The 20,976-nt window shown below is 51.6% G+C and carries 17 protein-coding genes and 1 pseudogene; 6 read left to right on the top strand and 12 right to left on the bottom strand.

The features are described 5' to 3' along the window. Nucleotides 1–246: 246 nt before the first annotated feature. From IPN95_26535 to IPN95_26525, 3 genes and pseudogenes are all read right to left on the bottom strand, one after another. Nucleotides 247–546 (bottom strand): annotated as a pseudogene (locus IPN95_26535) (helix-turn-helix transcriptional regulator). Next, nucleotides 527–664, bottom strand: a complete 138-nt coding sequence (locus IPN95_26530) for a type II toxin-antitoxin system RelE/ParE family toxin (GenBank protein MBK9452915.1) — start codon at nt 662–664, stop codon at nt 527–529. Before IPN95_26530 ends, IPN95_26535 begins: the two are co-directional and overlap by 20 nt. A 286-nt stretch (nt 665–950) precedes the next feature. Then, on the bottom strand, nt 951–1,580 hold the full coding sequence (locus IPN95_26525; protein ID MBK9452914.1) for a hypothetical protein: 630 nt from the start codon (nt 1,578–1,580) through the stop codon (nt 951–953). 218 nt (nt 1,581–1,798) lie between these two features. Here IPN95_26525 and IPN95_26520 point away from each other — a divergent pair, with 218 nt between their 5' ends. Continuing rightward, a complete protein-coding gene (locus IPN95_26520; protein ID MBK9452913.1) occupies nt 1,799–3,892 on the top strand; it encodes a CotH kinase family protein in 2,094 nt (697 codons plus the stop codon). Between the two features lie 21 nt (nt 3,893–3,913). Here IPN95_26520 and IPN95_26515 read toward each other — a convergent pair whose 3' ends face one another. The 8 genes from IPN95_26515 to IPN95_26480 form a co-directional block, all read right to left on the bottom strand. Next, nucleotides 3,914–5,251 carry a T9SS type A sorting domain-containing protein gene (locus tag IPN95_26515; GenBank protein MBK9452912.1) on the bottom strand — a complete coding sequence of 446 codons (1,338 nt, stop codon included), beginning with the start codon at nt 5,249–5,251 and terminating at the stop codon, nt 3,914–3,916. 79 nt (nt 5,252–5,330) lie between these two features. Then, entirely contained in the window at nt 5,331–6,806 is a 1,476-nt protein-coding gene (locus IPN95_26510) for an NAD(P)/FAD-dependent oxidoreductase (protein MBK9452911.1), read from the bottom strand. A 35-nt stretch (nt 6,807–6,841) separates the two neighbouring features. Beyond that, nucleotides 6,842–7,291, bottom strand: a complete 450-nt coding sequence (locus tag IPN95_26505; protein ID MBK9452910.1) for an NADAR family protein — start codon at nt 7,289–7,291, stop codon at nt 6,842–6,844. 81 nt (nt 7,292–7,372) lie between these two features. Beyond that, the gene (locus tag IPN95_26500) at nt 7,373–7,657 is read right to left on the bottom strand and encodes a hypothetical protein (GenBank protein ID MBK9452909.1); all 285 of its coding nucleotides are present in this window, start codon (nt 7,655–7,657) and stop codon (nt 7,373–7,375) included. Continuing rightward, nucleotides 7,623–8,375 (bottom strand): superoxide dismutase, encoded by a 753-nt coding sequence (locus IPN95_26495; protein ID MBK9452908.1) that lies wholly within the window; start codon nt 8,373–8,375, stop codon nt 7,623–7,625. Before IPN95_26495 ends, IPN95_26500 begins: the two co-directional genes overlap by 35 nt. A 163-nt stretch (nt 8,376–8,538) precedes the next feature. Beyond that, on the bottom strand, nt 8,539–8,943 hold the full coding sequence (locus IPN95_26490) for a DUF4259 domain-containing protein (GenBank protein MBK9452907.1): 405 nt from the start codon (nt 8,941–8,943) through the stop codon (nt 8,539–8,541). Between the two features lie 118 nt (nt 8,944–9,061). Beyond that, complete coding sequence (locus tag IPN95_26485) at nt 9,062–9,421, bottom strand: TfoX/Sxy family protein (protein ID MBK9452906.1); 360 nt, start codon at nt 9,419–9,421, stop codon at nt 9,062–9,064. After that, nucleotides 9,411–9,560, bottom strand: a complete 150-nt coding sequence (locus tag IPN95_26480) for a hypothetical protein (protein ID MBK9452905.1) — start codon at nt 9,558–9,560, stop codon at nt 9,411–9,413. Before IPN95_26480 ends, IPN95_26485 begins: the two co-directional genes overlap by 11 nt. A 56-nt stretch (nt 9,561–9,616) precedes the next feature. Here IPN95_26480 and IPN95_26475 point away from each other — a divergent pair, with 56 nt between their 5' ends. From IPN95_26475 to IPN95_26465, 3 genes are all read left to right on the top strand, one after another. Further along, on the top strand, nt 9,617–12,076 hold the full coding sequence (locus IPN95_26475; GenBank protein MBK9452904.1) for a CotH kinase family protein: 2,460 nt from the start codon (nt 9,617–9,619) through the stop codon (nt 12,074–12,076). A gap of 223 nt (nt 12,077–12,299) precedes the next feature. Continuing rightward, a complete protein-coding gene (locus IPN95_26470) occupies nt 12,300–13,133 on the top strand; it encodes an FkbM family methyltransferase (GenBank protein ID MBK9452903.1) in 834 nt (277 codons plus the stop codon). Nucleotides 13,134–13,275: 142 nt separating this feature from the next. Then, nucleotides 13,276–14,178: a sphingomyelin phosphodiesterase gene (locus IPN95_26465; GenBank protein MBK9452902.1), complete on the top strand. Its 903-nt coding sequence runs from the start codon at nt 13,276–13,278 to the stop codon at nt 14,176–14,178. A 7-nt stretch (nt 14,179–14,185) separates the two neighbouring features. Here the strand turns inward: IPN95_26465 and IPN95_26460 are convergent, their stop codons facing one another. Continuing rightward, nucleotides 14,186–15,661, bottom strand: a complete 1,476-nt coding sequence (locus IPN95_26460; protein ID MBK9452901.1) for a hypothetical protein — start codon at nt 15,659–15,661, stop codon at nt 14,186–14,188. 306 nt (nt 15,662–15,967) lie between these two features. Here IPN95_26460 and IPN95_26455 point away from each other — a divergent pair, with 306 nt between their 5' ends. Further along, nucleotides 15,968–20,212, top strand: a complete 4,245-nt coding sequence (locus tag IPN95_26455; GenBank protein MBK9452900.1) for a hypothetical protein — start codon at nt 15,968–15,970, stop codon at nt 20,210–20,212. Continuing rightward, complete coding sequence (locus IPN95_26450; protein ID MBK9452899.1) at nt 20,154–20,945, top strand: T9SS type A sorting domain-containing protein; 792 nt, start codon at nt 20,154–20,156, stop codon at nt 20,943–20,945. Before IPN95_26455 ends, IPN95_26450 begins: the two co-directional genes overlap by 59 nt. The last annotated feature ends 31 nt before the right edge of the window (nt 20,946–20,976 follow it).

Genomic DNA, 20,976 nt, shown 5'->3' with positions numbered 1-20,976 from the left:
CGGAACAGGTGATTTCATTGTTGCGTGCACAAGGTGCCACCCAAATCGCAACGGTTTACGCGCTCTTAGAACGGAATTTGAACTACCGCTTGCAGAAGCCGATTCGTTGGTGCTCCATTCATCCGATTGGGCTGATCGATTCGAGGCGACATTGGCGCTGCGTGACGATTTCTTTGATGCCATCGAAATGGATGCGGCGTGCAATTCAAAAAAGGAGGGTTCGTAAAACCCGTATTCAAATTTCCATCACATCTCCACAGACAACTTCAACTGCCCACCCAATCCCTCGCGAATGATCCGCATCAGGGTAGAAAGCCGAATATCACTTGCATCGTTTTCAATGCGAGAGATATAACTCTTAGTGGTCCCAGATTTGAGAGCGAGCTCCTTTCTTGCGTGAGGTTTGTTGCTTCCGCGCCTCTTGGATCAGTACACGATTTTAGTAGTTTCCAAACTCTTTTCAAATTGAATCCGAGCCGCTTCCTTGCCGTATTTTTTGTCTAGATGGGCATCCCATGAAACTATGCTATTTCCCTTTGTTTTCATAATAAGCAATCTTTAGTTTTTCCGCACGCTCAATTTCCTGTTTTGGCGTCTTATCCGTCTTCTTCTGAAATCCGTTGAATAGGATCACCAAATCTCCTGCATCGAAGCAGCAAAATATTTACCCTTAGAGCCCCCTCCCGCCAATCGATCTTGGTTCAGGCAGAGTTTTGGGGGGAATGGTAAAATTTCCAAAATCCTCCCCCAACCCCCAACTTGTCGAGCAATTTCACGAGGCATGGGTAAAGTTAGCCAATTGGATAACTTTTCACAAGTGTCCCACTGAAATTTTTAGCGAAAATCAATCGATCAAATCAAGCTTGATTTGGCACGGAGCGTCTTTAGGCAACGACCATCCAGTATTTTCGTCACTTTCAGGCAGCGGATACTTGGCGACCTCCCCCGCCCTAATCCAGCACATAAACCGCATGCACAAGCAAAAGCTTCCCCTTTTCTTCGCGCAATTTGACGGCAATCCTGCCCGTGACGGCTTGTCCGCCGCAAATCGTTTCGGGATACCAAAGGGATGCAATCTCTCCATTTGAGCCCTTAGTAGGCTGCATGGACTGCTCCTGAAAAAAGCCCGAAGTTTTATCGCCGAAGTAATTGGGTTCATATTTGCCCATGTGCATCAAGGTTCCGATCGTGTAAATACCACTTTGTGCATCAGCGGAATCCAAAATGGAAAGCCATGATTTTTGGAGGCTTGGATCCAGCAAATCCGTTGCCCGAATGGCCTTCCTTGACGCGGCATGGATTGCTTTGGCATCCATTTCCCAATCACATTCCCATTCCTCATCTTCCTCCAAGACGACATTGGCGCTCGCTTTTTCGTAACCTTCGGTGATGAGCGTATTGGCCTCCGAAAACCAAGTATCAAATCGCTCCAAATACGCTTCCATCGTTTCGGTTGGAGACGCGTTTTGATTCACTTCCTTCATCGATGCAGAATTCTCGCGCGTGGGTACCGACGAATTTCCGCAGGAGCAGAACACCAACAAGATCAGGATCAACATGCTGCTGCGTTGCATTTCCATACCGTTTCCTCGGAGCGTGTGGGGCGGCCGGTACATTCAAAATGCCACTGTTCTCCGCCGACATTTCTTTAGACTAAGCTCTGACGAATGTCGCAAAAAGTCCCCGCTTATCAAAAATCGATTCTCCACGAGTGCCGACTTAGGAAAATGTCCATTTGCCTGAGGGATGACATCCACTCTTTTGATCTTCCGATGAAATTTCCGAACATGCATTGAATATGAAAGGTCTGAGTCCGTTGAAAAAATTTCAAAACATCTATCAGCGAATGCTGCGCAAAATGTTGCTCTCGGCAGCAGCCACGCTTGTCGTAGCGAGCGCATTTGCACAGACCTTCACGGGCGGCGGCGGACCGATTCATGACCTGACGACCATTGACATTCCCCTGACCGTCATTGGTTTAATTCCTGCGAATATCGACACCATCGGTTTTGGCCTTGAATCCGTTTGCATTGATCTCACGCACACTTATGACAGTGACTTGGAAATTTCCTTGGTTTCGCCAGATGGTACAACCACATTGCTTGTTGCCGGCCAAGGCGGCGGCGGGCATGACTTTACCAATACCTGCTTCACTGATACTGCTGCGCTCGGCATTTGGCAGGGTTCGGCTCCCTTTACCGGCGTTTTCCGTCCGCAAAGTCAGATGGGCGTGGTCAACAATCAACAAAACGGCAACGGAACCTGGTTCCTGCGGGTGACGGACACCTATGGCGCAGACACCGGCTACGTCAACAGTTGGTCGATAACATTCGGCAACAATCCGGCGACGGCACAAATCGTCTCTGCGACCGACTTGCCGCTCGTGATCCTCAACACGCAAGGCCAAAGCATCCCCAATGACCCCAAGATTGCGGCTTATATGGGCATCATCGACAATGGCCCGGGGATGCTGAACCATGTCAACGATTCCTTCAATTCCTACGAAGGCTGGATTGGCATCGAAGTCCGCGGCAACAGTTCGCAGAGCTTTCCGCAGAAACAATATGCCTTCGAAACGTGGGACCAAAACGGCGGCAACCTCGACACGATGCTGCTGGGCATGCCCAAGGAACACGATTGGATTTTGTATGGGCCCTACAGCGACAAGTCGTGCATGCGCAATTGGTTGTCCTATGCGCTGAGCAATGACATGGGCCAATATGCGGTCCGCGGGCGCTATTGCGAGGTCATTCTCAATGGGTCCTACCAAGGCATCTATGAAATCACGGAATCCATCAAACGGGACGGCGACCGCGTGGACATCGCCAAATTGACGCTCAACGATACCATCGGCGATGACCTGACCGGAGGCTACATCGCCAAGATCGACTGGATCGGCGGCCCGTCATGGCAATCCAATTTCCTGCCCGACCAAACCAATCCGAGCAACAACGTGATCAATTTCCAGCTGGTTTCGCCGAAGGCGGGGACCTTGCTTCCCGTTCAACAAGCCTATATCGAGGCCTATATCGACAGCTTTGAAACGGCCTTGGACGGACCATTTTTCCAGGATACGACGATCGGATGGCGCCATTTCGGAAATGAACGCTCGTTTGTCGACTATTTTCTCCTCAACGAATTGGCCAAAAATGTGGATGCCTATTGGCTGTCGACCTACTTCTACAAGGACAAGGACAGCAAGGGCGGGAAGCTGACGATGGGCCCCTCTTGGGATTTCAACGGCGCTTGGCGTGGAGCGGACTATTGCAATGCGCCGGAAGTAGCAGATTGGCATTACAACGAGCCGGATTATTGTGCTTGCGACATGCCATTCTGGTGGAAAAGGCTCGTGCAAGACACCCTCTTTACCAACAACTTACAATGTCGTTGGACGGAATTGCGGAGCAATGTCCTCGATACCGCGCATATCTTTCATTACATCGACTCGGTTGCGACGCTGCTCAATCAGGCCCAAGTGCGGCACTTCCGGCAATGGCAGATTCTCGGCACCTATGTTTGGCCCAACCCTTCCCCATTGGCCAATACCTTTCAGGAGGAATTGGACTATATGAAACAATGGATCGTCGGCAGGCTTGCTTGGATCGATGCGAATTTGCCGGGGACTTGCTATCCGCCGGTTGTCGGGGTGGCGGGTGCCGATACAGGACCCCATCTCAGGGTTTATCCCAATCCCTCCGCAGGTCAGTTTCACGTGGTAAGCGGTTCTCCCATTGAGGAAGTTACCGTCACGGACTTGCTCGGAAAGGTGCTGATGATTTCCCATCCCGATGCTGCCGCTTGCATTTTAGAGGTGCAAACACCGGGAGTCTACTTCGTGAACGTCCTCTCAGGAGGCGTGTTGCAAACGAAAAAATTGACGGTTACCCGCTAGACAAGGATTGCCGAATTTCGCCTATTGCTTGATCCATTTCCGGCAGAATGTTCCATTGGCGGAGGTCAATTCCACGAAATACAATCCCGCGTCCAAATTTGTCAGGTCGATTCCAGAAACGGCATCCTGCTGCGTCAGATTTCCCATCCAACGAACCTTGCCCCTGATATCCAGAATTCTCACCGAGAATTTTGCACGGATTGAGGGCTCGCTGAAATGGAGTGACGATGACCCAGGATTTGGAAACAGTTCGAAATCAGCACCCAAAGCCTGCTCCTCCACCTTGACGGCCCCTACGAATTCCTTGACGACCGCTTTGGAAATTTCGAAATCATTGTAGGTGCAAAAGAGTGTCCCGTCGGGGCTGAGGGCGATATTGGGATAGCCTGCCGTCGTGTCGTTGATGCCCGTTCCGCCGATCTGTGACCAACTGCTTCCGTCAAATTTCAGGCAACGTGCATGATCGCCTGCAATTTGCGAGGTGCTGATATAAAGTCCGCCGTTTGAATCCCGAATAAAGTCTTCGAGGCCCATAAAGGATCCTCCCAGTCCCGCCTGCCCGATCAGTTCCCACATTTGCGTCTGTGCATTCAATTTCTTCACCGTTGTCAAGCCATCGTCGTAAGCACAAAATATGGCACCTGTAGGCGAAATGAGCAACCGATCATCTTTGGCAAAATTGGTGGAGAATCCGGCGTTCCCGACCCCGACCCAAGCCGCGCCGTTCCATGACATGCAATTGGCCTTCAACGTATTCATATCGGTAAACATCAAATACGGCGTATTGTCAGGACCGAATTGCAAGGATGTATACGCGATCGGGGAAGGCAAACCGTTCATGGGCAATGCATCCCAATTGGCCCCATTTTCCCGAAGAAAGTGGAAACCGTTCATGTCCACAAATGCCACATGGAATTGGCCAGCAGTGTCATAGGCTGCGGTAACGTAATTGGCCATTGACTGACTGAGGTATTGGGAACCGACATAATCCCACTGACTTCCGTTGTAGCGGATACAGGAGAGGTAGTTGTTTCCTTCGTCCTGAAAAACCAGGGAAATCTTGTCTTCCTTGCCGACGAACAAATGCAAATCGTACCCCACCGGAAATGTATCGCTTGCCGCTCCGATTTGTTCCCATTGGCTGCCATCCCACCGCAGACAGGGGGCAGACTGCAATCCAATGTCTCGAAAGACTACGATCGGCGCACCACCAGAATCCACTGCGATATCGTTGTAAGCAGACCATCCAGAGGAAATCCCGGCCGGCCCTACGTAATTCCATTGGGCTTGCAATCCTGCAGGAAACAAGAAGATCGCGACAAAGCCTAAGAGTTTCAGAAGAATAGACAGCTTTCCCATTCCATTGATTTTGAATGCGAAAATGGCGATTTAAACTCGGGGAATTCGTGATCAAAATCAGCTGCGCAGGCTTCTTGGATCATCGAACGCACCGATAATTCGCGGCATCAAAATGCGCCAATTGCTTCCTGAATTCGCGGGTCAATCGAGGGAAAAGCGTTGTGTTTTTTCCCTGCGAATTTACATACCAACTTTTGCACCCTGATTCCCAGACTGTTCCTTTGAATTGCGCCTGCAATGCTGCATTGTGCGCCTTTTGCACCTCGGGCTTGACATCCAAATACCCATTCGGTCCTTGCTGATCCAAGACATCGAGGTATTGCAAAATGTAGGGCATTTGCGACTCCATGATGTGCAGGACTGAACTATGCCCCAAGCCTGTATTCGGTCCGAGTACGTAGGTGAAGTTGGGATAACCCGAAAAAGTGGTGCCTTTGTAGGCTTCCATGCCCGTTTTGGCCCATTCTGCAAAGATTTCGCGTCCGTCGAGCCCAGTGATCGTTGCGTCGGTTTTGATTTCAGCGGCTTCGAATCCGGTACTGAAAATGATCACGTCGACCGGAAATTCCGCGCCATCGGCTGTGCGAATACCCGTCTGCGTGATTTCGGCAATGGAATCGGTGACGAGGGTGACGTTGGGTCGGTTGAATGTGGGCAGGTAATCGTCGGATTGCAGGATGCGCTTGCATCCCAAGGTATAAGCGGGGGTGAGCTTGCGCCGAATCTCCGGATTCTGAACCTCCTTTTCGAGCTTGCGCAGGCAGGCACGCTGTTCCAAACGATGGAGAAAACGATTCCCGATAAACAAACGTCCACGAATTTCCATCACCCAATAGATGATGGTACGCATCAGCCGTTGCAGGATCGGAAACCGCTTGTATCGGCGCTGTTGTGGTTGCGAAATCGGATGGTCATTGCGGTTGGAAACCCATGCAGCAGTGCGCTGAAAGACAGTGAGGTTGCCAACGATGGGTGCGATCGAAGGTACCACTTGAATGGCGCTTGCGCCCGTACCGATCACGGCCACGTTTTTGCCGGTCAAATCACATGCATGGTCCCATTGGGAAGTATGGAAGGCTTTTCCTTGAAAGGCTTCAATGCCTGGGATATCAGGCCATTTGGGTCTGTTCAGCGGACCGAGGGCTGCGATCACAGCCTTGACGGTGGTGCTCCGTCCTTGCCGGTCAGTCAGTTTCCAGCGGCCCGATGCCGTGTCGAATTCGCAGTGCACAATGTCTGCACCATATCGGATTTTCCCCTCCAAGCCATTTTGCCGAACGACATCTTGCATGTAGGCAAGAATTTCCTGTTGCGGAGAAAACATGCGCGACCAACTTGGATTGGGCGCCGCTGCGATCGAATAGACATGGGAAGGCACATCACAGGCGCAACCCGGATACGTATTGTCACGCCAAGTGCCACCAACCTGATCGGCACGTTCAAAGATGATAAAGTTATTGCGCCCCTGCTTTTGCAATTGCATGGCAGCGATGATCCCGGCAAATCCTGCCCCGATGATGCCCACTGCAAAATCCGGAGGCGTTCCTGCTACCATAGAAATGTAATTTACCGGACCTGAAATTCGATGGACTAGCCCTTTTGAAGCTCTTCGCGCACCTTCATGAGGATCTTGCCCATCTTGTTCAGGCCTTTTCCGTCACCACCATCGCCCCAGTAGGCATCGGTCTCGGTGTGAAGGGTGATTTGGGCATCCTCGGTTGCCAACAACATGGCCTTGAGGTCGGCATATTGGGTGAACTTGGCCCGCATTGCCTCCATCATGATGTTGTCCTTGACATTGTCCCAAGTTGGCCTGACCCTGATTTTTTTCGTCCGGCCCAATTCGGCGGCTTTCATGGGCGTGGCTGCCTTTTGGATGGCAAGTTCTTGCGAAGTGCCGGCAAATTTTTGTGCTTGGTAGTAATGCTCGGTTGTTGGCCAAACTTTGCCCTTGACCCGGATCGGATACACAGCGAAACAAGAAAACTCTCCGTAGGAGCCTCCAACGCTGTAGAACTTGATTTCTTCCTTTTGACTCATCGTATAAAAATAAAGCTTGGGAGTAATTCAATTGCTGCTCCCAGGCATGCTAGACATTTATGAATGTTCAGATCGGGCAAATCAATGCTCTTCTCCGAAACATAGTCCCACAATTTGATGGAACGTATCGTGCAACGCTGTCAGTGACTTCTTGAGGACTTCGTCGGAAGCCTTTTTGGTCACGAGATCATTCAATTTTTTGCTGTCGGCTTTGAGCTTTTTCACGGCTTTGAGCACATCGGGCTTGTTAAATTCGGCAGGAGCGGTACTTGCTGCCAAGGCATCTGCCTTCTGCATCATTTCTGCGCTCCGCGCCTTGATCGGTGCGAAATTACCTTCCTCCATCGGATGGAAGGTCTGCGACATCACTTGATGAAAGGCCTTCAATTCCGGGCCAAGGATCAAATTTGCTTTTCTTGGGAACGACGGTAAAGTAGCGGTTGCTCACTTCTTCCCAGTTCACGACGTTCCAAATCGCTGAGAGATAATCCGCACGCTTGTTTTGGTACTTGAGGTAATAGGCGTGTTCCCAAACGTCAATTCCGAGGATGGGAAAACCTTTGATCGGAGACAGATCCATCAGGGGATTGTCTTGGTTGGGGCTGCTTCCGATGGCCAATTTGCCTTCGGAAGTGACATACAACCAAGCCCAGCCGGATCCGAAACGCGTAGCTGCAGCCTTGTTGAGCAGGGTTTTCATGCTGTCGACGCTGGTCCAAGTTGCTTTGATGGCCTCTTCCAACTGCGGATGAAGGCTGGTCTTTTTGTCGGTGAGGACAGACCAGAACAATTCGTGGTTGTAGTGCCCACCGGCATTGTTGCGCACGGCATCGCTGTATTTGGACACCTTGGCAAAGATGTCCTCGATCTTGGCGTTGGCGATGTCGGTGCCGGCGACAGCAGCATTCAGGTTTTTGACGTAAGCAGCATGGTGCTTGCTGTAATGGATTTCCATTGTTTGCGCATCGATCGATGGCTCGAGCGCAGTGTATGCATACGGCAATGGCTTTTGCACGAATTGCGCAACGGCAATTTGGCAACCCAGGAAAGCCAAAGCGGCAAAAGAAATCAACACCTTCTTCATCTTCTTCAAAAATTTCGTGCAAATATCGGAATAATTGACGATAAATGGCCGATAAATCCTGAAAGGCCTCCAGAACGCTCCAAGTGGCATTTTGATAGGAATCGCACCGCGTTTCGGCAGCTGCGAGGCGACAGATCGGTATGGAATAAAGCTGAATCTGAACTTATTTGAGCCGGGCGATGAGGTCCTCGATCGTCCTTTTCCAACTCGGAAAATCATCCTTGTTTTCTGCCCAGAGTTGTTGGAGTTCGGAGTCGGGGCCGATCACCTTTTGCAGGGCCTTGACGGCTTCTCCCCGCAGGTCATCGACCTTGAGTTTGGGATGTGCATTGGCAAATGAGAGCAAATTCTCGTGATCTTCTCCATAATGCGTGCCATTGAGGAGAAAGTCGATATAGACTGCCGAGACGGTCACGGCATGGGCATCGTCCTGATCGAGGTAAGTGGATTTGAGCGCATCAGAAAACGCCCGTTTGAAAAATGCCTTTGGGTTTTCGCTGTCTTCGAGCGCGTCCACGCAATCCAGCGCGGCGTCATTGTCAAAAAATCCGTAGTCCCAAGCTCCCATACTTGTCGCTTTTCAATAAGGTTTAGAATCGCGAATCTAGGATTTTGGAGGAAAAATTCAAGAACAAAAAGGAAGATTTTCAGGGATTGCACTGCCCCTGTACGCATTCACCAAGGTTTCAATGCCCATTTTTTGCTGCCCGCTTTTTGCTTGCCTTTGCCTTTGGATTGTAGGCAAGGCAGGCGTCCACCCAGAAGTCCAAGTCTTCGTCGCGGTCGTAGGCTTCGGGCGATGCCAGCAAAAATCCCGGCATGGCATGTCCACCTTGCTCCATGATCGCCACATTTTCCCTTTGTGACAACGCATCGCCGGATTCAGGATCCACCCGAAACATGATACCGCCTTTGAAGGTGCCCAAACACATTTTGTCATCGACCATAAAACAGTCGCCGCCAAACATGCGCTTTTCGTACCAGTCTATCCTCCGGAGCTGAAGTGCGCGCCGCAGGCGCTCCAAGGTATGGGGATCAGATGCCATTGCTGATGCTTTTTTCGAAGGTAATCATTTCCCGTTCATGCAAAACCGGCAATCCTTTCCCTGAAACACCTTCCAATCCCATGCCGACATTCGTAGAATCGTGGATCTGTCGCCTTCCACCGTTGCAATCTGTACACACAACGTTTACATTCGTGTTTCCAGTCCGGAATTCGGCTGCAAGAACTTGGTTGGTCTATGAAGAATTTGTTCCTGATTTGTTGTTCACTGCTTTTTCTCGGCACGTTGAAGGCCCAGACCTTCTCCGTCACCCATACCGACACGATTCCCGACAACAATACCACGGTCGTGTTTGATGTCGTCGTGAGCGGCTTGCCTTCCGTGATCGACACCAATTTCGGGTTGGAAACGGCTTGTCTGAACATGTACCATACCTACTGTTCCGACATGGAGGTGCAATTGCAGGCACCAGATGGAACGACGATCTTGCTGTTTTCAGGCATCGGCGGCGGGGACGATAACTTTTTCAATACCTGCCTCGAAGGAACCGGGACGTCCGTTACGCAAGGAACAGCACCTTTTACCGGCACGTTCAAAAGCCAAGGCACGATGGGCAACGTCAACAATGGCCAAAACCCGAATGGAACTTGGCACCTGCTCTGCCGCGACATGGCCGGCGCAGACATCGGGATTCTGACGTTTTGGAGCATCACCTTCGGGAATAATCCTGCGATGCCGTTTATCGTCAGTTCCAGCAACCTCCCCATCGTGAAACTTACCACCTTGGGGGCTCCGATCAGCGACGACCCCAAAGTTCCCGTGCAAATGCAGATCATCGACAACGGACCTGGCGTGCGCAACTATGTGAACCAAACCAATTACGCCTACGAGGGAAGGATCATGGCCGAATGGCAGGGCTTCACAGGCCCCGGCTATCCCAAGAAAAACTACGATTTTGAAACTGTGGATGCCCAAGGCGCAGAATTGGACACCACGATCTTGGGAATGCCGCGCGAAACGGACTGGATGTTCAAGGCTGAATATCTGGACCATACGCTCATCAAAAACACGATTGCCTACGAAATGGCACGCCGCATGGGCGGCTACGCACCCCGTACACGCATGTGCGAGGTATTCCTCGACGGCAACTACATCGGCTACTATACCCTGACCGAAAAAGTCAAACGCGACGTCAACCGCATCGACATTGCCAAGCTTGATCCGGCAGACGTTTCGGGCGTAGAATTGACTGGCGGTTACATCATCGAAATGAACATCAATGGCGAACCCGGCGCCTGGAATTCGGCATATCCCTGCATCAACAACCAAACTTGTACTGCGCCCGTCGAATTCAAATTCGTCTATCCCAAGGCGAGCAACATCATGCCGCAGCAAGCCAACTATATCCATGAATATGTGGACTCCTTCGAAGATGTCCTCAACGGCCCCAACTTTGCCGATCCCGTCAATGGGTACCGCAAATTCGTGAAGATTGAGACGTTTATTGACTTCCTGATCGTCAACGAATTCAGCGTCAACTACGACAGCTACGGCCGCAGTACCTATATGTACAAGGAAAAAGCAACCGATGGCGGCAAGCTGAAAATCGGTCCTCCTTGGGACTATGACCGCGCCTTCGAATACTGGGAACCTTCCCGTACTTCGGGCTGGGTTTGGGAAATCACACACCCCTATTGGCCATTTCCATTTTGGTGGAGCAAGCTGTGGACGGAGCAAACCTACCGCAAGCAAGTGGCTTGCCGCTGGGAAATGTTGCGTCAAACGACCCTCAGCAACGATTCTTTCAACGTGATGATCGACAGCCTTCATGCCGAAATTGACGAGGCACAATCGCGCAACTTCACCGTTTGGAATGATCTGGGTGGCCAAACTTATCAGGATCAAATCGATTCGCTGCGGTCCTACATCACACGGAGGCTGGCTTGGATGGATGCCGAACTTGCCCAGGAAAATGTCGCACCGCCGTTCGTCTATCTGCCTTCGGATACGTTGGTTTGCGCCGGTACGGTTTATGACGCAAGTTTCAACGGTCCTCAGTTCGATTACAACTGGCAACCCGGCCCCGACAGTGCCTCGATTACCTTGAATACCTCCGGCATTTACACCCTGCAAGTCACCGATCAATACGGCTGCTACACCCGTCCGCAGATGGATGTGACGATTTCCGTACCCGATGCGAGCTTCACCGGGCAACAATCCGGCACAAGCCTCAACTGGACCTTTACTCCGAATGATCCAAATGGAACTTCCTACGCTTGGAACTTTGGCGATGGCGGCACATCTGCGCAGATGGCACCGGTGTACACCTACGCGACCGATGGCAGCTATTTGGTGACCTTGACCATGGCCGATTCGATTGGCTGTTCGGATACGGACAGCAGTACGATTCAGTTTGTTTTTGTCGGGACGGAGGAATTTGCAATTGGCTTGGAGGGAAGGATTTTCCCAAATCCATTTACGGACCGTCTTGAAGTGGCGCTCAACCTTCCTGCCAAGGGAAGTGGCGAATTGACGCTCAGCAACGAGCTCGGACAGGTCCTCTTGCAACAGGAATTCCGGGCAGGCGCGCAGCGTTTGGTACTTGGGACAGGCAGCTTGCCGGCCGGAGTTTACCTGCTTTCCGTACGGATGGCAGACCAACATGTGGTCCACAAAGTGGTGAAGGTCACGGAATAATCGGGCATCCACAAAATCGCGCGTGTTGGCGTTGTGGTTAATCTCGGTTGGATGCATTCGCTATGGACAATAATTCGGCATTCAGGTCCTTGGAGCTGACGAAGTTGGATCTCAAAATACGCCCCCAAAGCGGCGCCGCAATTTTTGTGGAAATGCACTTCTTGCTTATCTTGCCTTCACAGCGCTGGAATGCTGGTGCCTAAAAGGAATGAAATAAAACAGCATGTTCATCTATTATTGCATTGCATTCGTCGTTTTAATTGTGCTTTTGATTCTTCTTGGGAACAGCGTCATTGGCAAGGCATTTTTTTTCAAGATCAAGCGTGGCCTCAAAGTGGATGGCTTCTTCTCTTATGCCTATGTCTTCAATGAGATTTTTCTAAAAAAATGCTACGATGTTCTAGAATTTAAGGAAGGCACCGTAATTTTTGATGTCGGGGCCAATATTGGACTGAGCACAATGTATTTCAATCAACGTGCGAAGAACCTCAACATTTTTTCGTTTGAGCCCGTTCCTCAGATTTTTGAAATCCTGAAGCACAATTGTTCGCTTGTCGACAATGGCAATCAATTGCATTTGATCAACAAAGGATTGGGTGCACACCCGGAAACCATTGCGATGAACTATCTCCAATCGGCATCTGCAATGTCCTCGCTCCATGCATTTGACGTAGATAAAAAAAGAGCACACGACTACATTTACAAGCAAAAAGCGGGCATATTCAAGGGCATCGCGCGCTACTTCCTGGAAAAGCAGATGGACAATGCGGTGAAAACCAATGTTGAAATCACCACGCTCAGCGATGTCATTTCAGCCCATCAAATCACGCAGATCGATTTGCTCAAAATTGATGTTGAAGGCTTCGAGGAAAATGTTTTGCAGGGAATTCAACCCGAACATTTTGGCATTATTCAATATATCATCATCGAGATTGAAACTTTCAGAAAAGGGCGAAAAGAAAGAATCATGAAAATCTTGGAAGACAACCACTTTATGATTGTGAAGGAAGATGACGATGGCCATTGGGGAATCCTCTTTGCTCAGAAAATCAAGTGATTGCGTAACAGACGTATTCATCCAAGTTAATTCTGCGGAATAAAGCAAATTCTTTGCTCCAACTTCAGCTGAAGAAGTCGCTCTTGATAGATGCACCACGAAAGCTGTTACCTATGCAAGTCAAATTTGCGTAGTTTGGAGCATGAATTTGCTCCGAATTTTGGTTTTGTTCTTCATGGGCTTTAGCGGTGGCATCTCACTGTCAGCGCAGTCCCCGGGCATGGCTCCGGTTCAGATCCAAAATGCCGAAATCCGGCCGCTGCGCATCCTGTCTTGGAACATCTACATGCTCCCCAAGTTTGCAAAAATCACGGGCAAGCGCCAACGCGCCCATGAGATCGCCAAGCAAATGCTAGCGAGCGACTACGACATGCTCGTCTTTCAGGAATCGTTTTTGGGCGATGCCAGACGTATCATCGGCAAAGCCTTGGCAGACAGCTTCCCGTATCAATTCGGACCGGCCAACCGCAAATTCTCCATCAAAACCAATTCGGGAATTTGGATTTTGAGCAAACTGCCCTTGAAGCTGCTGGAAGAAATCGATTTTGTGGAATGCGAAGGCTTTGACGATTGCTTTGCGCGCAAAGGCGCGCTCCTGCTTGCAGGCGAATGCAACGGCCATGCCTTTCAAATCCTCGGCACGCACCTGCAAGCAGGCGGTCCCGATGCCATTCGCAAAAGCCAATGCGTAGAAATGCGCAGCCTCCTCGACCGCCACAAACAGGCTGGAGTACCGCAAATCATCGCCGGCGACATGAACACCGGCCATACCGACACAGCGCAATACCGCGAAATGTTGTCGACGTTGGATGCCGAGGACGGTCCGCTTGCGGTAAAACTTCCGACAGTCGACGGCGGATACCCCAATGACTTGCACAGCCATGGCGTGCGCAGTTTGAGGGTGATCGACTTCGTCTTCTACCGTGGAAACGGCTTGGCGGCCAACCGCATTGAACGCCAAATGCCGCATTTTCAGGAACCTTGGTCGCGCAAGCACAAGGACCTGAGTGACCATTTTCCAGTGGATTTCAGCGTTTGGTGGTAGCGCAATTTCAAGGCTTGACATGGGATTCTGATCCCAACAGGCGCAAGCCTCGCTTGCAGGATTCGATGACATCGCCTCGGTCACTTGTCCTGATTTCGTGCTCAAAAATGCGGATTACGCGCTGCCTTTCTGCGTCAGATGGATTTTGGCCAAGCGTGAGCAGATCCTTGAACATTCCGAATCCGGGAACATCAAAAATTGGAGCCGTCTCGGGCATCAAGGCAATGGATTTTGCTTCGTCGTGGCGACCATTCATCCAATAGAAAATGGCCTTGGTACACAGCGCTTCGGAAATTTGCGGCGTATGCTGTTGGCGCATCAAGGCAATGTAATCCTCAAGCCGGTTCAGCAAAAATTGCGGATCGGGGCATAGGATATTGGGGTAGGCGTAGGTATACGTGGTCGCCAATTTCGAATAGGCTTGCAAGCGACGAGCGTCTTGGTTTTGGACTTTGAGGAATTCGATCAGTTCCTCCATGGTTTGGATCGCATCGCGGTATTTTCCAACGGTTACCTCGATCGAAGCCTTGTTGTGGTAATGGGTTTCTGTTTTTTTGAGGCGCATATTGGGCGTTTTGGAGAGAATGTCCCATGCAATGACCGCTTGGGCATGCGCCTCCTGAATTTCCCCTTTGTACATGCTCGCGGTGCTCAAGGCCATGGCGATGTAATAGCGCAAAATGGGACCGGTGTTTCTTTCGAAGGTATTTCCGGGCATCTCGGGCTGTGTTTCAACGATGCGTTTCATCGCGTTGATGTGGCGCATGTGCGCACGACTGCTGTAGCCCGCCCAAAAGGGCATGTTGTTCACCGCTGCAAGATGGTAAACCAAGGCAAAACGCGGATATTGGGAAAAACGCTGGGAAACTGAACTCATTTTAGCGAATTCCTTCTGGGCCAATTCGGAGTTTTGGGCCATCGTTGCTTCAAAAAGGCGACCGCCCATGGCTTGCATTCGCCGGAATTCGAATTGCAGTTGCGCGGCGTTTTCCAGGTCGGTCAGCAAGGTGGACAAGGCTTCTTTGACATTCAAGGCGCGCTTGCAAATCACTTGGAGGTGCAAGGCTTCCGGGAGCCATTCAAAGACATTTGCCGACCATAAATCTGCTACCAAAGCGGACAATTCCTTTTGCGCTTGCTCAAAAAAATTGTCGTTGACCAATTCCCGGGAATGAAACAACCGACGCTCCAACGGCAACACACCCTCCACGGATTCGCCCTGTTCATCAGCATGATCCATCAATTCAAGCACCTTTTTGCGCAGCTTAAAAAACCGATTCTGTTGCACGTTCAGTGGGAGTTCTGCGGTGGCAGGCCCATAGACAAACTGCACGATTTCCAACGTGGAAGGCTTTTCCTTTTTTGTCTGTTGCAGGAAATCCAACAAGCGCAAAGCCATCGGTGAATCCTGCAATACACGTCGCAGCTGCGTTTTTCGGTCGCTGTCGAGAGAATGAAAACGTTGGGAAAGGAGATGATTCATGATGGAAGTGGAAAGTGAATAGTGAATAGTGAATAGTGAATAGTGAATAGTGAATAGTGAATAGTGAATAGTGAATAGTGAAAAGTTGAGAGTTGAGCGTTGATGAATTTCTAGTTTTGGATTCGATTTAGGCTGTCGTTACAGGAATTGTGAACTCACACTTTTAAAACATATTCTATTGATAATCAAATATATTGCTCATATCCAATTTCTAACTCACACTAAAAACCTTCTCAAATATAGCTATTTCAAAATAAGGTTGGGGTTCATGGTCGTAGAATTGGGCATGAATTCAATCATGAAAATATGAAAAGAAGCTTGTTGACCCTTTTAGTTTGTTTTTTGGCAGCAACGAGGGTGCTTGCCTGGAATACGCCGGCACAATCGAGTCCGACAGACGGTGCGACCAACATTTTCGTGGGCGTGACCATTGACTGGAATGCCGTGTCTGCTTCGCAGGCCTACCAATTGCAGGTGGACCAAGTCGGGACCTTCAATTCGTCGGCGATGCAGCTCGTGACGAAGGGCTATATCAACTCCTCCTCAGCCAATTCCGACACGCAGCACAACTTCGGAAATTTGCGCTTCGGGCAGACCTATCATTGGCGGGTGCGGGCCTACATTGCCGGAGACACCTCGGCTTGGAGTGCCACACGAACCTTCACGACCTTGGACGGCGTGACGCTGGCCACGAACGATGGCACAAACTACTGGGTAGGGATCACACTGGATTGGAACAACCACACGGGCGTCAGCTTTTACGACCTGCAAGCAGATACAAGCTTGAGCTTCAATTCGCCGGCACTCAAACAATCGACCGATGGCTATATCAACAGCAGCAGCGCCAACACAGACACCGATGAGTATTTGCCGAATCTCTTTTTCGGAAAAACCTATTACTGGCGCGTTCGCGTCAGAAACGCCGTGGATACCTCTTCTTGGACCGGTCCGCGGACCTTCACGACCCGCGATTATGTCACGATGAGTTCGCCAACCAACGGCAGTTCCGTCTGGACCGGCGTCACGCTGGATTGGACTACCCACGTAGGCGTTGGGTTCTACGATATGCAAGCCGACACGACACCCAATTTCAATTCGCCGGCCTTGCGGCAGTCCACCGATGGCTATATCAATTCGAGTAGTTCCAACACCGATACCGATGAATTTCTGACGAATCTCTACTTCGGGAAGACCTATTACTGGCGGGTACGGGCAAGGAATGCCGTGGATACCTGCGCTTGGAGCACGCCATGGACTTTTACCACGCGCAACGACGTCGTGATGTCGAGTCCCGTCACAGGCACAAACTGGTGGGCTGGCATCAACCTGGATTGGAGCACCCATTTAGGCGTGAGCTTCTACGATATGCAAGCCGACACGGTCAACACCTTCAACAGTCCGGCTTTGCGTCAAAGCACCGATGGCTATATCAACAGCAGTAGTTCCAACACCGATACCGATGAGTATCTGACCAATATCTACTTCGGCAAGACCTACTACTGGCGTGTGCGTGCAAGGAATGCGGTGGATACCTCCGCGTGGGCCACACCTTGGAATTTCAGCACACGAGACTACGTCGCGCTGAGTTCGCCAGCAGACAATGCACTGAACATCAACACCGCCGGCATCAACGTAGACTGGGCCTCCCACCATGGAATCGGCTTTTACCAAGTCCAGATCGATACGACCAATCAATTCAATTCGCCATCGCTCATCACCGCCAACAAAGGCTATATCAATACGGTGAGCAGCAACAGCGACACGCAACATGGCACAGGCGGATTGCTCACCAACCGCTGGTATTTCTGGCGCGTCAGAGCAATCAATAACGTGGATACCACGGCTTGGACCACAAGGGCTTTTAGCACGGGCAGCACCCCCATCCCCAACCCCGCGGTGCCGGTGCATGTTTCCCCTGCCGATGGCGCGAGCAGCCAACCGCTAATCGTCACATTGGATTGGAACAATGCCACGGATGCCACCTACTACGAATACCGTTACAGCACGTCCCCCAGCATGACAAGTCCGGTGACGGGCACGGTGGTAGGTTCGAGCGTTGCAACCGCCGGATTGTTGAATTCGACAACCTATTACTGGCAAGTCCGCAGCTTGAACGGCAGCATTGTATCGGCTTGGTCCAATCCTTGGAGCTTTACGACGGTGGCACCACTTGGCACGCCGGTTCCTGTCGGCCCGACCAATGGCGTCGTCAATCAACTTTACCCTTCCCTCCTGCTCGATTGGAGCGATGTCACGGGAGCCGTTACCTACGAATTCCAATGGAGCACTGACCCCAACTTTTTGACAGGTGTCACCACCGGCACTTCCGGCGCTTCCAATGGCAACGCCACAGGTTTGCTCCCCAATACTATTTATTATTGGCAGGTTCGCGTTTGGGATGGCACCACATGGAGCAGTTGGTCGGTGACTTGGAGCTTCACCACGCATCCGATTCCGAATGTACCGACTTTGACTTCTCCTGCGAATGCCGCGCTGAATCAGCTCATTGCATCGATTACGCTGGATTGGACCGACGAAACCTGGGCAACCGGCTACGAATTCCAATGGAGCACTGACCCGAGCTTCACGGTCGGCGTCACCAGCGGAACAAGCGTAACGTCCACGACGAACATTGGCGGACTTTTGCCGGGGACCACTTATTATTGGCATATCCGCTCGACGGACGGTATCTATTTCTCCGCTTGGTCCGGCAATTTCTCCTTCACGACCTTGGCCATTCCTGCCCAGCCGGTGCATGTGAGCCCTGCGAATCTGAGCACGGGCATCCTTCCCAATTCGGTGACCTTGGACTGGAACGATGCGACAGATGCCGCAAGTTATCAATGGGAATATGCCACGAATGCAGGCTTTACGGTCGGATTGGTGAGCGGCACCTCCGGCAGCAGCAACCAGAACATTGGTCCTTTGACAGCAGGCACGACTTACTATTGGCATATCCGCTCGGTGAACAGCTCCGGCAACTCGGTATATTCGGCCACTTGGAGCTTCACGACCTTGGCCATTCCTGCCGTTCCTGTGCATGTAAGTCCCGCGAATGGGGCCACGGGACTCGCAGCCGCCTCTGTGACACTGGATTGGAACGACATGGTCGGCGCCACGGGCTATGATTACCAATATTCGACGGATCCAGCCTTTTTGACGGGGGTCACAACCGCAACGGTCGGCGTGAGCACAGCCAACATCGGTCCACTGTCAACTGGCACTACTTATTATTGGAGAGTCCGCGCCACAAATGGTGCCGGAAATTCGGCTTATACGACGGCTTGGAGCTTCACAACATTGGGTGCGCCCGCTGTGCCGGTACATGTGAGTCCGGCGAATGGTGCCACAGGGCTTGCGGCCGCATCTGTGACCTTGGATTGGAACGACATCACGGTCGCGACGGGATATGATTGGCAATATTCGACGGATCCGGCCTTTTTGACGGGTGTGGTCAACGGTTCTGTGGTCAGCAGCACGGTAACAATCGGGCCGTTGGCGAATGGAACTACTTATTACTGGAGAGTTCGCGCAACGAATGGTGCCGGCAACTCAGCCTATACCACGGCTTGGAGCTTCACAACATTGGGCGCGCCTGCTGTGCCTGTACATGTGAGTCCGGCGAATGGCGCCACAGGGCTTGCGGCCGCTTCTGTGACCTTGGATTGGAACGACATCACGGTCGCAACAGGATATGATTGGCAATATTCGACGGATCCAGCCTTCTTGACGGGCGTGGTCAGCGGTTCTGTGGTCAGCAGCACGGTAACAATCGGCCCTGTCGAACAATACCACCTATTACTGGAGAGTTCGTGCCACGAACGGTGCCGGCAATTCGGCCTATACGACAGCCTGGAGCTTCACAACATTGGGTGCGCCTGCCGTGCCGGTACATGTGAGTCCGGCGAATGGTGCCACAGGGCTTGCGGCCGCTTCCGTGACCTTGGATTGGAACGACATCACGGTCGCAACAGGATACGATTGGCAATATTCGACGGATCCGGCCTTTTTGACGGGCGTGGTCAGCGGTTCTGTGGTCAGCAGCACCGCAAACATTGGTCCCTTGTCGAACAATACCACCTATTACTGGAGAGTTCGTGCAACGAATGGCGCTGGCAACTCAGCCTATTCCACGGCTTGGAGCTTCACAACATTGGGTGCGCCCGCCGTGCCGGTACATGTGAGTCCGGCGAATGGTGCCACAGGGCTTGCGGCCGCTTCTGTGACCTTGGATTGGAACGACATTACGGTCGCAACCGGATACGATTGGCAATATTCGACGGATCCAGCCTTTTTGACGGGCGTGGTCAGCGGTTCTGTGGTCAGCAGCACCGCAAACATTGGTCCCTTGTCGAACAATACCACCTATTACTGGAGAGTTCGTGCCACGAACGGTGCCGGCAACTCGGCGTACTCGGCAGCTTGGAACTTCACAACGCTCGCAATTCCAACCGTTCCGGTCCACATCAGCCCATCAGATGGTGCGACCAACGTGGCGATCGCCTCGGTGACCTTGGATTGGAGCGATGTTGCGGGTGCGACAGGATATGAATGGCAATACACCACCGACCCCGCCTTCTTGACAGGGATTGTAAGTGGCAACGTGACAGCAAGTACCGTAAACATTGGTCCGCTGTCGAATGGCACCACATACTACTGGCGCGTCCGTGCAACGAATGGTGCTGGCAATTCGGTGTACACGACTGCTTGGAGCTTCACAACCATCGTTGCGATTCCAGCAATCCCTGTCCACATCAGCCCATCGGATGGCGCGACCAACGTGGCGATTGCCTCGGTGACCTTGGATTGGAGCGATGTTGCAGGCGCGACAGGCTATGATTGGGAATATGCAACGGATGCGAACTTCCTCACAGGTCTCAACAGCGGCAGCGTGACGGCAAGTACCGTGAACATTGGTCCGCTGACGAATGGCACCACATACTTCTGGCGCGTCCGTGCCACGAATGTGGCTGGAAATTCGGCCTATACCGCGGCTTGGAGCTTTACGACCGAGGAATTGGTGGCCGCCGATCCTAGGGTTGAGATGGAACTCCAACTCTGGCCCAATCCGGCGACCACCGAAGTCCGCCTATCCACGGCTGCATCGTACGAATTGGAGATCAACATCTTCGATACAAATGGAAAGATGATCCATAGCGGCCACTGGAGCAGCGGAAACGGAACATGGAGCCATGACGTTTCGAATTGGTCCACTGGAAACTACATCCTCAAAGTCATTGGATCCGAGGAATCCCAATCTTTGAGGTTCAGCATCCTACGCTGACAAAATCCAACCCACCAACTTGATTGCAAAA

This window comes from Bacteroidota bacterium (assembly GCA_016718825.1).
Classification (GTDB): domain Bacteria; phylum Bacteroidota; class Bacteroidia; order J057; family JADKCL01; genus JADKCL01.
The sequence above is the reverse complement of the archived record's forward strand: the minus strand, read 5'-3'. Positions and strand labels throughout refer to the sequence as shown.